This window comes from Cupriavidus sp. CuC1, assembly GCF_044627735.1.
GTDB lineage: Bacteria > Pseudomonadota > Gammaproteobacteria > Burkholderiales > Burkholderiaceae > Cupriavidus > Cupriavidus ulmosensis.
This window is the reverse complement of sequence record NZ_JBIUHC010000045.1, coordinates 1-14,249: the sequence shown is the minus strand read 5'-3', so window position 1 is coordinate 14,249 and position 14,249 is coordinate 1. Positions and strand designations below refer to the sequence as shown.

The 14,249-nt window shown below is 67.3% G+C and carries 12 protein-coding genes; 4 read left to right on the top strand and 8 right to left on the bottom strand.

Annotated elements, in window-relative coordinates; translation table 11 throughout:
• Positions 1–94 precede the first annotated feature (94 nt).
• From ACGLHR_RS20170 to ACGLHR_RS20140, 7 genes are all read right to left on the bottom strand, one after another.
• A complete protein-coding gene (locus ACGLHR_RS20170) occupies positions 95–493 on the bottom strand; it encodes a hypothetical protein (RefSeq protein ID WP_400096049.1) in 399 nt (132 codons plus the stop codon).
• 78 nt (positions 494–571) lie between these two features.
• Entirely contained in the window at positions 572–1,348 is a 777-nt protein-coding gene (locus tag ACGLHR_RS20165) for a TolC family protein (RefSeq protein ID WP_400096048.1), read from the bottom strand.
• Positions 1,303–1,953, bottom strand: coding sequence for a TolC family protein (locus ACGLHR_RS20160; protein ID WP_400096047.1), 651 nt, complete (start codon positions 1,951–1,953; stop codon positions 1,303–1,305). The genes ACGLHR_RS20165 and ACGLHR_RS20160 overlap by 46 nt, the downstream gene beginning before the upstream one ends.
• Before the next feature lie 10 nt (positions 1,954–1,963).
• Entirely contained in the window at positions 1,964–5,104 is a 3,141-nt protein-coding gene (locus ACGLHR_RS20155) for an efflux RND transporter permease subunit (RefSeq protein WP_400096046.1), read from the bottom strand.
• On the bottom strand, positions 5,097–6,263 hold the full coding sequence (locus tag ACGLHR_RS20150; protein ID WP_400096045.1) for an efflux RND transporter periplasmic adaptor subunit: 1,167 nt from the start codon (positions 6,261–6,263) through the stop codon (positions 5,097–5,099). The genes ACGLHR_RS20155 and ACGLHR_RS20150 overlap by 8 nt, the downstream gene beginning before the upstream one ends.
• A 460-nt stretch (positions 6,264–6,723) precedes the next feature.
• Positions 6,724–7,080, bottom strand: coding sequence for a hypothetical protein (locus ACGLHR_RS20145; RefSeq protein ID WP_400096044.1), 357 nt, complete (start codon positions 7,078–7,080; stop codon positions 6,724–6,726).
• 27 nt (positions 7,081–7,107) lie between these two features.
• Positions 7,108–7,812 carry an MgtC/SapB family protein gene (locus ACGLHR_RS20140; RefSeq protein ID WP_400096043.1) on the bottom strand — a complete coding sequence of 235 codons (705 nt, stop codon included), beginning with the start codon at positions 7,810–7,812 and terminating at the stop codon, positions 7,108–7,110.
• Positions 7,813–8,240: 428 nt separating this feature from the next.
• On the opposite strand from ACGLHR_RS20140, the gene ACGLHR_RS20135 reads away from it, so the two are divergent.
• Positions 8,241–8,429: a hypothetical protein gene (locus ACGLHR_RS20135; RefSeq protein WP_400096042.1), complete on the top strand. Its 189-nt coding sequence runs from the start codon at positions 8,241–8,243 to the stop codon at positions 8,427–8,429.
• Positions 8,430–8,445: 16 nt separating this feature from the next.
• On the opposite strand, the gene ACGLHR_RS20130 is transcribed toward ACGLHR_RS20135, so the two are convergent.
• The gene (locus tag ACGLHR_RS20130) at positions 8,446–9,678 is read right to left on the bottom strand and encodes an MFS transporter (protein ID WP_400096041.1); all 1,233 of its coding nucleotides are present in this window, start codon (positions 9,676–9,678) and stop codon (positions 8,446–8,448) included.
• Between the two features lie 545 nt (positions 9,679–10,223).
• Here ACGLHR_RS20130 and gnd point away from each other — a divergent pair.
• From gnd to ACGLHR_RS20115, 3 genes are all read left to right on the top strand, one after another.
• Positions 10,224–11,228, top strand: coding sequence for a phosphogluconate dehydrogenase (NAD(+)-dependent, decarboxylating) (gene gnd / locus ACGLHR_RS20125; RefSeq protein WP_400096040.1), 1,005 nt, complete (start codon positions 10,224–10,226; stop codon positions 11,226–11,228).
• On the top strand, positions 11,228–12,790 hold the full coding sequence (zwf, locus tag ACGLHR_RS20120) for a glucose-6-phosphate dehydrogenase (RefSeq protein WP_400096039.1): 1,563 nt from the start codon (positions 11,228–11,230) through the stop codon (positions 12,788–12,790). The genes gnd and zwf overlap by 1 nt, the downstream gene beginning before the upstream one ends.
• A gap of 260 nt (positions 12,791–13,050) precedes the next feature.
• Positions 13,051–14,013 carry a chemotaxis protein gene (locus ACGLHR_RS20115; RefSeq protein WP_318234152.1) on the top strand — a complete coding sequence of 321 codons (963 nt, stop codon included), beginning with the start codon at positions 13,051–13,053 and terminating at the stop codon, positions 14,011–14,013.
• Positions 14,014–14,249: the final 236 nt, after the last annotated feature.

Below are 14,249 nucleotides of genomic sequence, written 5' to 3'. Positions count from 1 at the left end.
TTCCGCCGCGCCCATCGTAGCTTTGCGCCGGAGTTCGGTCAATCGCGCCAGTTGAGCGGCCCATCCCGCGCCTTCACGCCGGATGGGCCAGGCTTCATCCTACCGGGGCCGGCGCGGTCGCGGCGGGCCAGGTTCTGGTGCCGCCAGCCGGCGAAGACACCAGTTCCGGGCGTGCGGCGTGCGCCGCCTCGGCATGGTTGCCCATGACCTCCAGGCGCAGCAGGACAATGGGCACGGACAGCAAGGCACGTTCCAGCGCGACCAGCAACTGCCCGGCCCGCATCTGCGGCATCCGGATCTCGAAGCTCAGCATGCACTTGACTGGCGGCAGGCCGAGCGGCAACTGCCGCTCGTTGACCGGATACTGGCCGCAGTCGCTGGTGGCGCAGCGCAGGGCCAGGCGCACGTCGGGCACATCGTCCAGCCGCGCGATCACGCTCAGGCGATACACGCGCCACCGCTGGACCGGCGGCGCAAGGTTGACGGCTTTCATGGCAGGTCTCCTTTGTCCTTTGACTCGTGGCAATCGAAGCGTTTGGTGCGCCCGGCCGTAGCCGGGCGCACCGCGCCATCAAAGCGCGGGCCGCAAGCCGGTGGAAAGTTGCAGTTCCACGGTGGCGCCGGCCAGGTCCGCCTGGGCCTGGAGGTAGTCGAGGTAGGTCTCGTCCGCGGTGCGTTGCGCATCGAGCAGTTCCAGCAGCGATGCCGCGCCCTGGCGATACGACTGGCGCATGCCGTCCAGCACCCGGTCGGCATCGGCGATCACCGAGTCGCGGTAACGTTGCAGGTTGTCCTGCGCGGCCTGGAACGCGGTGAGCGCGTTGCGCACGTCGATTTCGGCTTTCAGCTCCGCCTCGCGCAGGGCCAGCATGGCTTGCGTGACCTCCGACTCCGCCTGGATCAGCTCGCCGCGCTGCAGCCGCGACAAGGGCAGGGGAATCGACACCGACACGCCCAGCATGCGCGAGCGCGGCGTGCCATCGCCGTTGGGCTGGCCCTCGTCGTCCATGGTGCCGCGCACACCGGGGGTCATGGTCATGGTGAAACTCACGCTGGGATCCACCCAGCGGTTGGCGCGCGCCAGTCCGGACTTGTCGCGGGCATTCTCCAGCGTGGCGCGCGCAATCCGCACCTCGTCGCGCGCTTCCATGGCCCGGGCGATCAACGCGCCGCTGTCGGTGCCGGGGTCAAAGGGCTGGAACTCGCAGGCCAGCGGCGTGTTGCCGAAGGCCTCGGCCACGCGCACGCCAAGCTGGATGGACAGCTTTTGCATGGCGGCCTGCGCGGCGGCGCGCGCCGATTTCACCTCGGTGGTGAAGCGGTCGCGCTCGACCCGCGATTGCGACAACCGCCGATGTCACCCGCCTTGCGGCGGATCTCGTTGGCGCGCACCACGTTGGAGAGGGCGGTCAGCGTCGATTCCTGCCGGACCAGCGCCTCGCGGCTGCGGCAGGCTTCGACGAAGGCTGCGGCGGATTCCGCGTACAGCGTGTGCCTGAAGCCCTGCAGGTTGGCCTCTGTCAGGCGCAGGTTGCTCTCGGCGGCGCGGATGCGCGCGCCGCGCTTGCCGCCCAGCTCGATCGGGATCTCGACTTCGAACTCATGGGTGCGTGGCGGCTTGGGCGACACCGCGCGGCTGGTCTCGATGTCGCCACGGCCGTACTTGAGCACCGGGTCCGGGCGCACGCCGGCGATCGAGATCTCGGCTTCGGCGCCGCGGATGGTCTCCTGCTGCGCGGACAGGCTGATGTTCTGCCGCTCCACCGTGTCGAGATAGGTGGAGAAGCGGACCGGGGCGATGGCCGTGGTGGTGGCCGTGGCGGTGGCAGGCACGGCTGCCGGCGCCTCCTGCGCCCAGCAAGCGGATGCCGCCAACATCAGCGTTGCCAGGAGGCTGTGGCGCAGGGCGGGCGTTGCCTGCCGGAACTTGTTGCTGGTCTTGTTGCGTTGCATGGGATTCTCCTCAGGCCTGGCCCGCGGCACGGGTCGCCGGCGCGTTGCCTTCGGCATCGATTTCCAGTTCCCTGGCACGTTGCGCCGCGCGCTCGGCGCGGGCTTCGACCAGGTAGTAGAGGGCGGGCAGCAGCAGCAGGGTCAGCAAGGTGGCGGTAAAGAGGCCGCCCACCACCACGGTAGCCAGCGGACGCTGCACATCGCTGCCGAGACCTCGCGCCAGCATCGCGGGCGTGAGCCCGATGGCGGCCACGGTGGCGGTCATCAGCACCGGCCGCATGCGGCTTGCCGCGCCTGAGATCACCGCTTCGCGCAGGCTCAAACCGTCTTGCGCGCGCATCCGGTTGATCTGCGCGATCATCAGCACGCCGTTGAGCACGGCTACGCCGAACAGGGCGATAAAGCCCACCGCGCTGGATACGTTGAGCGTCATGCCGCGCAGATGCAGCGCCGCCAGGCCGCCGATGGTGGCCAGAGGCACCGCCAGCAGCACCAGCGCCGGCTGGCGCAGGTTGCGGAACTCGGCAAACAGCAGCACGAACATCAGCGCCAGCGTCATCGGCAGGATGATGGCGAGGCGCGCCTGTGCACGTTCCAGGTTCTCGAACTGGCCGCCCCATTCGATCTGGTTGCGCTTGTGGTCATAGGACACGGCGCGCTCGATGGCGGGCTGGGCCGCCTTGAGGAAGCCGGACAGGTCGCGGTCGCGCACGTTCAGGCGCACGATGATGTGGCGGCGCGCCATCTCGCGCACGATCACGCTTTCGCCGGACACGGTGGTGATGCGCGCGACTTGCGCCAGCGGCACCTTGGCGCCGTTGGCGGCGGTCAGCATCAGGTCGCCTACGCCAGATGCGCTTGCGCGCATGGCCGGCGGGAAACGCACCGTCATGTCGTAGCTCTTTTCACCCACATAGAGCTGGCCGATCGGCGAGCCGCCGATGCCGGTGGAGATCAGCTCGGCCACGTCGGCCGCGTTGATGCCGTAGCGCGCGGCGGCGGCGCGGTCCAGGTCGATCTTCAGGTTGGGCAGCGGCGGTTCCACGTCGATCGCCACGTCGGCCGCGCCGGGCACGCCGCGCAGCGCGGTGGCCACTTCGCCGGCAATGCGGCGCACCTCGCCCAGGTCGTCGCCGAACACCTTGACCACCAGGTCGCTATGGGCACCGGAGAGCTTGTCCTGCACCCCGTCGATCATCGGCTGCATGAAGCCCACCGAGTAGCCCGGCATCTGCGCGTAGCGCGCCGCCAGCTTGTCGATCAGCTGCTGCTTGGTCATGCCCGAGGCCCACGTCTTGTACGGATGCAGGCCGACGCTGGCCTCGATATGGGAGGGCGTCCAGTAGTCGGTGCCGTCGTCGTTGCGCCCGGTCTGCGTCACCACGTAGGAGACTTCCGGGAACTCGCGCGTCACCCGGCGCAACTCGCTGGCCATGTCGGAGGCGCGCTCCAGGGTGATGCCGGGCGGCATCTGCACCTGCAGCCACAGCGAGCCTTCATCCAGGTAGGGCAGGAAGTCGCGGCCGATGGTGGCGCCAAGCGCCAGCACGCAGGCGAGCGCCAGCGCGCAGCTTGCGGCCACCGAGCGGACCCGGCCAATGCCGCGCTCCAGCGCAGCGCGATAGCGCACGCCCAGCCATTCCAGCACGGGATTGTGGAACACGCGGCGCGGCTTGCGCATGGCAATCCAGGCCAGCCCGGGCACCAGTGCCAGCGCAACGATCAAGGCGCCGATCAGCGCCGCGCCAACGGCGAACGCCATCGGCGAAAACAGCTTGTACTCGATGCGCTCGAAGGAGAACAAGGGCAGGTAGGCCGCCACGATCACCAGCATGCCGAAGAACATCGGCCGCGCCACCTGCAAGGTGGCGTCGATGGCGTCGCGCGGGGTGAGCGTGCGGTCCTTGTCCTGCTCGCGCCGGCGCAGGATGTTCTCCACCAGCACCACCGCGCCATCCACCAGGATGCCGAAGTCGATCGCGCCCAGGCTCAGCAGGTTGGCCGGGATGCGCAGGTGATACATGAAGACGAAGGCGATCAGCAGCGAGAGCGGAATCGTCAGCGCCACGATCAGCGCCGCGCGCGGGCTGCCGAGGAACAGCAACAGCACGATGCCGACCAGCAGCATGCCTTCGGTCAGCGTGAAGCCAACCGTGCGCATGGTGGCGTCGATCAGCGAGGTGCGGTCGAGGTAGGCGACCACCTTCACGTCCTTGGGCAGCAGGTTGTCGTTGAGGTCGCGCACCGCTTCGTGCACGCCTTCCAGCGCTTGCGATGCATTGAAATCCTTGAGCAGCAGGGTGATGCCGGAGATCGTGTCGGGGTTGTCGTCCTTGCCCAGGATGCCGCGCCGCTCCACGTTGCCGTAGCGCAGCGTGCCGAGGTCCTTGACCAGCACGGGCGTGCCGTCCTTGCTCGTGACCACCACGTTGCCCATGTCGTCGAGCGAGCGCAGCAGGCCTACGCCGCGCACCACGTACGATTGCTCGCCGCGGTCGATGACGCTGCCGCCGGCATTGACGTTGTTGGCGTTGAGCGCCTCGGTGACCTGTGTCAGCGTCAGGTTGTACTGGGTCAGCCGCGCCGGGTCGAGTTCCAGCATGAACTGCGTGGTGAGCCCGCCGAAATTGGTCACGTTGACCACGCCGCGCACCTTCTTCAGGCGCGGGATCACGGTCCAGGTCTGCAACTCGGATAGCTCGCGCAGGTCGCGCGTCCCGGACTCGAGCGTGTAGCGGTAGAACTCGCCAGTGGGCGAGGTGTACGGGTCCAGGCCCGGCTTGGCGTCGTAGGGTAGCTCGACCTCGTTCAGCCGCTCCTGCAGCCGCTGGCGCGCCCAGTAGCCGTCGGTGCCATCCTCGAACACCACGGTGATCAGCGACAGCGCAAACAGGCTGCGGGTGCGCAGCACATGCATGCCGGGCGTGGCCAGCAGCGCACGCTCCAGCGGGATGGTGATCTGCTGCTCGATTTCCTCCGCGCCGAGGCCCGGCACCTGGGTAACGATCTGCGACGTGACGTCGGCAATATCCGGATAGGCCTCGATGGGCAGTTGCTTCCAGCTGTAAGCGCCGTACAGCGCCACCAGCGCAAAGACCAGCCAGATGATGGCGCGCCGGTTAAAGCATAGGGTGACGAGGCGGTCAATCATGTAGCAGCACTCCGTTTTTCACGACAATGCGCTCGCCGGCCTTGAGCCCGGCGAGGATCTCGACTTGTCCGTCGGCATGCGCGCCGATGGTGACCACGCGTGGCTCGAAGCGCAACGGCGCCTTCTCCACCAGCACGCGCGTGTAGAGCCCGCTTTGCAGCAGCGCGGTGGGCGGCACCAGCAGCGCCGCGTGCTTTTCTCCCGCGAAGATCACCTTGGCAAAGAGGCCGGGGCGATAGCGGCCGTCCTGGTTGTCGATGGCCACGCGGACCTTGACGGTGCGGGTGTCGGGGTCGAGGATCTCGCCGATGTAGCGGACCTTGCCGGTCACGGGCTTGCCGGGGTAGGCGTTGAGCAGGATCTCGGCGGGCTGGCCGACGAAGATCGAGGCGGTGTCCTTCTCCGACACGCTGGCCGCGAGGTAGACCGTGGACAGGTCGGCCACCGTCATGACCGGCGCGCCGTTGTCGTTCCAGAAGCCGCCCTGCGCGCCTTCGAGCTCGATCACCCGGCCGGCCAGCGGCGCATGCATGGTGTACTGGCGGTGCGAGCGCGGGGCGCTGCCGGCGCCAAGCTGCGCGAGCTGGGCAGCCGTGGTCTCGGCGTCGCTGTTGGCTTGCGCGTAGGCCAGCTGGGCTTGTTCATAATCCTTGCGGGGCGCGATCTCCGCTTCGAACAGGGCGCGTTGGCGGTCCAGGTTCAGCCTGGCTTCAAGCAGCGCCGCGCGCGCCTTGCTGGCCTCGCCCTGGGCCGCGCTCAGCTCGGCGGAATCCAGCGTGAACAGCGGGTCGCCCTTGCGCACGACGTCGCCCAGGGCAGCGTGCAGGCGGACGATCCGCCCGGGCATCGGCGGCACGATCTTGACCAGCTTGGCGGCATCGGGCTCGATCGAGCCCGGCACCTCGATGGGGCGCTCCAGCGCCTGTTCGACGATGGTCTGCACCTGCAACTGGGCGCGCAATGGCGATGCCTCGGGCACCGTGATGAAGTTGCCCTCGCGGACCGGTTCGGTGCTGTGCTCGGGCGTGTTGGCGTGGGCGCCAAACAGGCTGGCGCCATCGCAGCCGGCCAGCACGAGACATGCCGCGCAGATGGCGGCGAGCGCAAGGCCAGGCGGGCGGCGCAGCGCAAAGCGTTGGCGCGTGGTGGGCGTTTGCATTGGTTCTTCTCCTCGATTGGTGCGCTTGCCATGGCGGCAGCCAGGGCAGGGGCACCGCTTGTTGTCGGTGCGTCGTCGATGGAATTGAAAAGCGGAATCGCATCCAGGATCCAGGGACGACAGGAATCGACAGGCGTGACGCATCCCCGGCGCTGCAGGGTGGCAAATCCACGCAGGTAACCGGTGATGGGCGAAATCGCCCGCGTTGCTAACGGGAAGGAGGCGGCGCGGAAGGCGGGGCGGGGCCGGCGCGTACGCGGCCGGGATGCCGCGAAACGCAATGGGAGCCTGGCGGGTCCAGGTGGCTGGTGCCGCGGCTCCGGCAGGATGCTGGAAGCGGAATCAGGCCAACCGGTACACGCCGTGCCTTCGGCGCTGCCTACTAGAAGGGTCGGGGTCCATGTCTTTCCTCAGGCAATCAGGGTGGATCCTGGTGGATCCTGGTGGGTCGGTCTTGCTCTCAGGCCGCGGCTAACGCGCGCACGGGCTGCGGCACGCTTTCCCAGCGCACGGCGCGAACCAGCGGCTCCAGGCCAAGGCGCTGCACCAGCCTGACCATGCCGGGCCTGCCGCCCGGCTGGCAATGCACCAGCACGCGCATCTCGACCAGCGCGCGGCGCTCGCACTGCCGGGTGTGCAAGCGCTGCAGCGAGAGATCGCGCGCGGCCAGCTCATGGCGAATCTGCTGCTCCAGCCGGGCGCCATGGTCGTCCTTGCAGAGCAGCACCACCTGGAACAACTGGGCGGCTGTGCCGCGGCTCGCCTGGGCGGCGCGGCGGTTGGGGGCCTGGGGGAGCATCCAGTCGAACAAACGCATATCCAGCTCCTTTCTTTCTCCTTGGGGTTATTCGAGCGCGCCGGCCGGAATGGCCCAGCGCACGAGGGAAACGCTTTTCTCCATGCTGATGCGGCTGACGATCTGCTCCAGCTTGCTTTCATTGCCGGGCGCGGCCAGCACATCGGCGCGGACTTCTATGTGCCCGCCGGCGGCGGTGTCCTCGCTGTGCAGCGACTGCAGCAGCAGGGCGGGCATTTCGGTCAGCGCATGCAACAGCAAGCCGCGCACACGGATTTCTTCCTGGGCCGTGCATACCGTGGTGATGCGATAGACCATCTCCACTTCCGGCGCAATGGCCGTGCCGTTGCGGTTGATGCGCTGGCCCAGCATGCGCAGGCCAAAGTTGGCGCACAGGATGCAGGCGGTGCCGATCGCGGCTTCCAGCGCATGGCCAAGGCCGGCGAGCACGCCGACGGCGGCGGAGCACCACAGCGTGGCGGCGGTATTCAGGCCGCGCACGTTCAGGCCGTCGCGCATGATCACGCCAGCGCCGAGAAAGCCGATGCCCGAGACGACCTGCGCGGCAATGCGCGCATGCCCCTGCGGATCAAACGTAAAGGCGGAAACCGAAACAAACAAGGCCGCGCCGGCGGCGACCAGCGCGTTGGTGCGCAGCCCCGCCATGCGCTGGCGCAACTGCCGTTCGGTACCGATGCAAGCGCCCAGCGCTAGCGCTTCGAGCAAGCGCAGGGCGAATTCGTGCCACACCATGAGAACTCCCGTATTGAGCAGGAAGCACCGGTGAGTCTTGTGCAAATCGCGGGCAAGCGCAGGCAGCAACGTGCTGCAACGCAGGCGCGATCGGAAGAATGAAGCCGTATTCAAGAAGAGAGGCGGGACAGGACGTCTGGCCTCGAAAGCACCGTGCCGCAAGCGGGGCACGGTCGCTAGGGATACCGTGGCCCGTCAGGCGGAGGTGCCGATCCTGGATCGACTACTGTCGTCGGAACAAGTGCTCACTGGGCAGCCCTGGAATTAAGAACCCGCGTACTGTAGCGGCGCAAGTGGAATGGGTCAAGCGGAAAACGGCCTTTGCCGTCGTTTAAGCGGGCTTTAATGCAAAGAGCCTGAAGATCAAGCGGAATTGTCTTAAATTATATTGGGAATTTTCTGAATTTATTCAGCGCTACGGCGGTGACGTGCACCGCCGTACCCGATATCAGCCGTTGCCCGATTCCTGCCCCATCTATCACAAGTCGAATGCGTACACGATGTCGCCCATGTTCGACCGCGACATGCTGGAGGCGGACTGGCAGCGCCAGCACCACGACATGGCGTGCGCCATGATCGCTGGCTACCTGCAGGGCCAGGCTGCGGCGCTGCGGTAGTCCGTGCTTCAGTGGGTCAGTGTGTCAGCGCCGGCACGGCAGCGCGGCGCGACCGCGCCGCCAGCACCTGGCTCAGGCCCAGCCCGCCCAGCGCCGCCACGGCGGAGAACAGGAACACCGAGCCATAGCCCGCATGGCTGGCGATCACGCCGGCCACCGGGCCGGTCAGCCCCAGCGCCAGGTCCAGGAACAGCGCATAGGCGCCAAGCGCCGAGCCGCGGTTGCTCTGGGGCACCAGCTTGACCGCCTCCATGCCCAGCGAGGGGAACACCAAGGCAAAGCCAAAGCCGGTGACGGCGGCGCCGATCAGCGCCTGCGTGGGCGTCGGCGCAAGCCAGATCAGGGCCAGGCCGGCGGCTTCCACGGCAAACGAGCACAGCGCGACCCGATAGCCGCCAAAGCGGCCGATGCTATCGGCCAGCAGCATGCGCGCCACCACAAAGCTCACGCCCAGGCTGGTCAGCGCCAGCGCGGCGTGGCCCCAGCCGTGGCTGGCGTAGTACAGCGTGACAAAGGCCGTGATGGCGCCAAAGCCCACCGAGCCCAGCGCCAGGCACAGGCCAAACGGCGTCATGTGGCGGAACACGGTGCGAAACGGCATGCGCGCGCCCTTTACCGTGGGCACCGCAGCCTTGCGCCGGGCCAGCGCGAACGCGGCCAGGGCCATGACGGTGGCGACGATGCCTAGCGAGGCAAAGCCCCAGCGCGCATCCAGCAGCACGCCAACCGGCGCGCCCAGCGCCAGCGCACCGTAGGTGGTCATGCCATTCCACGAGATCACCTTGCCGGTATGGCGCGCGCCCACGTCGCCGATGCCCCAGGCAATGGTGCCGGTGGTCACCAGGCTCTCGCCCGCACCCAGCACCAGCCGGCCGGCGAACAGCCACGCCAGGCTGAGCCAGCCGATCGACACGAACAGGCTGGACAACACCGCCAGCAGCCCGCTGGCGGCAACCAGCGTGAGCCCGAGCGTGACCGATTTCTTGGGGCCCTGCAGGTCGCACAGGTTGCCGGCGTAAGCCCGGCTCAGCAGCGTGGCCAGGTACTGGATGCTGACCGCCAGCCCGGCCACGACCGTGCCATAGCCGAGATCGCCATGGACGAAGCCAGGCACCACCGCCAGCGGCAGGCCGACCGTCAGGTAGGCAATGAAATTGAAGAAGACGATGGCGACGATGCGCCGGTTGATGCTGCCTTGCTGGTGTTCCCCGGATTCGGGGGCGGCGAGGGTCGTGCTGTTTGCGGACATGGCGATGCGAAGGCGAGTGTCTTGGCGGTAAAAGCGCAGGGCCCGGACAACGAACCGGGGCGCGCCAGGATCAGGGCGCGCGGGATAGTGCGGTCTTGGGGCGATTGCGAAGCGGGTAGCGAGGGTGTGATGCTGGCGCTACTCGAGACGGCGGATCGGCATGGCGGGGCGTGGGTGGTGGACTGGCAGCATGAGCAGGGACATGGCTAAGGGGCGGTTAGCCGGCCTTTGTCCCCAGTAGCTGGCCGGTGAAATCGGAGCCGCCCGGTCGTATGCAAGTCCGCCGATGCTGGCTGGGCAATTTTAAGCGCCTGTTTAGTTGGTGTAAATCGGGGTTGCGGAATTTAGCGCTATATGTGTGCTCGGGCGTGAGCCGGGGCAGGCCACGAAGTGCGCTAAATAGCACGTAGGCGGCTCGGCTGCGGCCCGGCTGCTGCCTGTGCAAGTGCGCTCGGAGAAGTGGACAATGCCCCGTGGCGGGGGAGGGTTTCGTCACCAGTTTCGTCACCAGTTTCATCACCATTGACTCAGTGAGAGGACCGGATATGCAACTCGGAATCATAGGGCTCGGGCGCATGGGCGCGAACATCGCAAGGCGGCTGCTGCGCGCGCAGCACGAGGTGGTGGTGTACAACCGTAGCGCCGACAAGGTGCAGGCGCTGGAGGCGGACGGTGCCGTCGGCGTCACCAGCATCGAGGCGCTGGTCGGCAAGCTGGCCGCCCCGCGCGCGATCTGGGTCATGTTGCCGGCAGGCGACACTACCGAGCAGATGATCGCCGCGCTGGCGGGCCTGCTCGAGCCCGGCGACGTCATCATCGACGGCGGCAACACCTTCTACAAGGACGATATCCGGCGCGCGGACGAACTGGCCGCGCGGCAGTTGCACTATGTGGACGTGGGCACCTCGGGCGGCGTCTGGGGGCTGGAGCGCGGCTATTGCCTGATGATCGGCGGCAAGCAAGAGGTCGTGAGCCGGCTTGACCCGCTGTTCAATACGCTGGCGCCGGGCTATGGCGACATCCCGCGCACGCCCGGGCGCAACCCGGCCAACGACCGCGCCGAGCGCGGCTATATCCACGCGGGGCCGGCGGGCGCGGGCCACTTTGTGAAGATGGTCCACAACGGCATCGAGTACGGCCTGATGCAGGCCTATGCCGAGGGCTTCGACATCCTCAAGACCAAGGCCTCGGAGAGCCTGCCCGAAGCCGAGCGCTTCCAGCTCGACCTGGCCGATATCGCCGAGGTGTGGCGGCGCGGCAGCGTGGTGTCCTCGTGGCTGCTCGATCTCACCTCGCAGGCGCTTGCCAGCGACGTCAAGCTGTCGCGTTTCTCCGGGGAAGTCGCTGATAGCGGAGAGGGGCGCTGGACGATCGACGCGGCTGTCGAACAGGCTGTGCCGGTCCCGGTGCTGGCCAGCGCGCTGTTCGCGCGGTTCCGCTCGCGGCAGGATCATACGTATGGCGAGCGGTTGCTCTCGGCCATGCGCTTTGGCTTTGGCGGGCATGTGGAAGGGCATGGTGGCGGCAACGCCAGCGGGGAGCCCAGGTAATGGCGGCCCGCAAGCGCCAGAGCCAGGCCGCCATTCCCAAGCCGCCGCCCGCCACGCTGTTCCTGTTCGGTGCGCATGGCGACCTGGTGCAGCGCCTGCTGGTGCCCGCGCTTTACAACCTGCGGCGCGACGGCCTGCTGGGCGATGACCTTGCTCTCGTCGGCGTGGACCACAACGCGATGACCGACGCCGCGTTTCGCGAGCGGCTCGCGCAGGGCATCCGCGCCCGGGCCCGCCCGGGCAGCGAGGGCGGGGTGCAAGGCGGCAAAGGCAAGCCCAAGGTCAAGACGTTCGACCCGAAGCTATGGAATCCCCTGGCTCGGCGCGTCGGCTATCTGCAGGGCGACTTTCTCGACGACCAGACCTACGCCGCTATCGAGGCGCGCATCAAGGCCGCCGGCACCGGCAACGCGGTGTTCTACCTCGCCACCTCGCCGCGCTTCTTCGGCGAGGTGGTCGACCGCCTTACCGCGGCCGGCCTGCTGCATGAGGCGCCAGGTGCGTTCCGCCGCGTGGTGATCGAGAAGCCCTTCGGCACCGATCTCAAGTCGGCGCAGGCGCTCAACGCGCGCGTGCTGCGCGCCATGCGCGAGGAGCAGGTCTACCGCATCGACCACTTCCTCGGCAAGGAGACCGTGCAGAACATCCTGGTGAGCCGCTTCGCCAATGGGCTGTTCGAGGCGTTCTGGAACAACCACTATGTGGACCACGTGCAGATCACGGCGGCGGAGACGGTGGGCGTGGAGCAGCGCGGCGATTTCTACGAGCACACCGGGGCGCTGCGCGACATGGTGCCCAACCACCTGTTCCAGCTGCTGGCGCTGGTGGCCATGGAGCCGCCGGCCGCGTTCGGCGCCGACGCCGTGCGCGCAGAGAAGGCCAAGGTGGTCGGTGCCATTCGCCCGCAGTCGCGCAAGGAAGCGCTGGCCAATTCCGTGCGTGGTCAGTACCGCGCCGGCACGCTGGCCGGAGAGAGCGTGCCGGGCTATCGCAGCGAGCCCAATGTGGCGCGCGCCAGCCGCACCGAGACCTATGTGGCCATCAAGGTCATGGTGGACAACTGGCGCTGGGACGGCGTGCCGTTCTACCTGCGCACCGGCAAGCGCATGGGCGTGCGCGACACCGAGATCGCGATCTGCTTCAAGCCGGCGCCCTCGTCGCTGTTCCGCGATACCCAGGTGGACCGGCTCAAGCCCAACTACCTGATCATCCAGATCCAGCCGGACGAGGGCATGTGGTTCGATTTCCAGGCCAAGCGCCCCGGCCCGGCGGTGGAGATCGACAACGTGCAGATGGGCTTTGCCTATGCCAGCTTCTTCCAGATGCGGCCTTCCACCGGCTACGAGACCCTCCTCTACGACTGCCTGATGGGCGACCAGACGCTGTTCCAGCGCGCCGACAATATCGAGAACGGCTGGGGCGCGGTGCAACCCTTCCTGGATGCCTGGCGCGAAAGCGAGGAGGGCACGGAGGTGGAAGGCTACAAGGCGGGCAGCGACGGGCCCCGGGGCGCCGAAGCGCTACTGGCGCGCGACGGCCGCAGCTGGCACAAGCTGGCCTGAGCTGGCCTGATTCCCAAGCCCGCCGCACCGGCGGGACTGTCTCATCCCGCACTTTAGTGGGGTGAGGCGTTAAATCGTCTGTCCATTGCCGCTTTGCCGCTAAATTTCCCCGGGGATTGGCCGTTAGCCGGAGCAGTGGCCCGTCATTGCAGCGCGCCGCTCCAGGGCAAGCGCCGCTGGAGCCACGCAGCGCCGCCGGGCCCGGGGAAACGATCAACACCGCGCAGCGAGCCCGCGCATTGCGGGGACAAAGGAAGCGTATGAGCAGCTCGATGAGAGACATCGACGAACGGACCAACCTGACCAACAACAACCAGTTCGAGTTGCTGTTGTTCCGCCTGGGCGAGTCGGACCAGTCCGCGCAGAGCGAACTGTTCGGCATCAACGTCTTCAAGGTCCGCGAAATCCTGGTAATGCCCCAGGTCACCACCGTGGTCGGCGGCGGCCCGGCCATGCTCGGCATGGCCGATATCCGCGGCCAGGTGATTCCGGTGATCGACCTGCCCAAGATGGTGGGATGCACGCCGCGCACCGGCCTCAATATCCTGCTGGTGACCGAATACGCGCGCTCCACGCAGGGCTTTGCCGTGGAAGCCGTGGAAGAGATCGTGCGCCTGGAGTGGAACCAGGTGGTCTCGGCCGAGACCAGCGTCCGGGGCGATATGGTGACCAGCATCGCCAAGCTCCATAACGAGGCCGATCCCGCGAACCCGCGCCTGGTGCAGGTGCTGGACGTGGAGCAGATCCTGCGCGACGTGCTGCCGACGCGCCAGCCGGAAGTCGATCCCAAGACCGTGGGGCCGCAAGTGAAGCTGCGCCCCGGCACCAAGATCCTGGCCGCCGACGACTCCGCTTTTGCCCGCAGCCTGATCGAGCAAGGCCTCAAGGCCATGGGCGTGCCGGTGCTGATGACCAAGACTGGCCAGGAAGCCTGGCAGCAGCTGGGCGAGATCGCCGATCACGCCGCTGCCAACGGCCGCACCGTGCAGGACGAGATCGCGCTGGTGCTGACCGACCTGGAAATGCCCGAGATGGACGGCTTCACGCTCACCCGCAAGATCAAAGCGGACGCGCGCTTCAAGTCGATCCCGGTGGTGATTCACTCCTCGCTGTCCGGGACGGCCAGCGAAGACCACGTGCGCAAGGTAGGGGCAGATGCTTACGTGTCGAAGTTCCTGGCGAAGGACCTGGCGGATACGATCCGGGGCGTGCTGGCACGTTGATTTCTTGTCCCTTGGTTTGTTCCCCTCTCCCCACTTGTGGGAGAGCAATCGTGTCAAGTGGGGGCGGGGGAGAGGGCGGGCGTTGGATGTGGCGTTTGGTCCTCGCAACTGCAACTGCAACTGCAACTGCAAAATCAGATTCAAATTCAATGGCTTAACGTCAAGGGCAACTGCAGTTTCACCTCCCCTTCGGGGAGGCGACCTACTTTTTTGTCTTGCCAAAAAAGTAGGCAAAA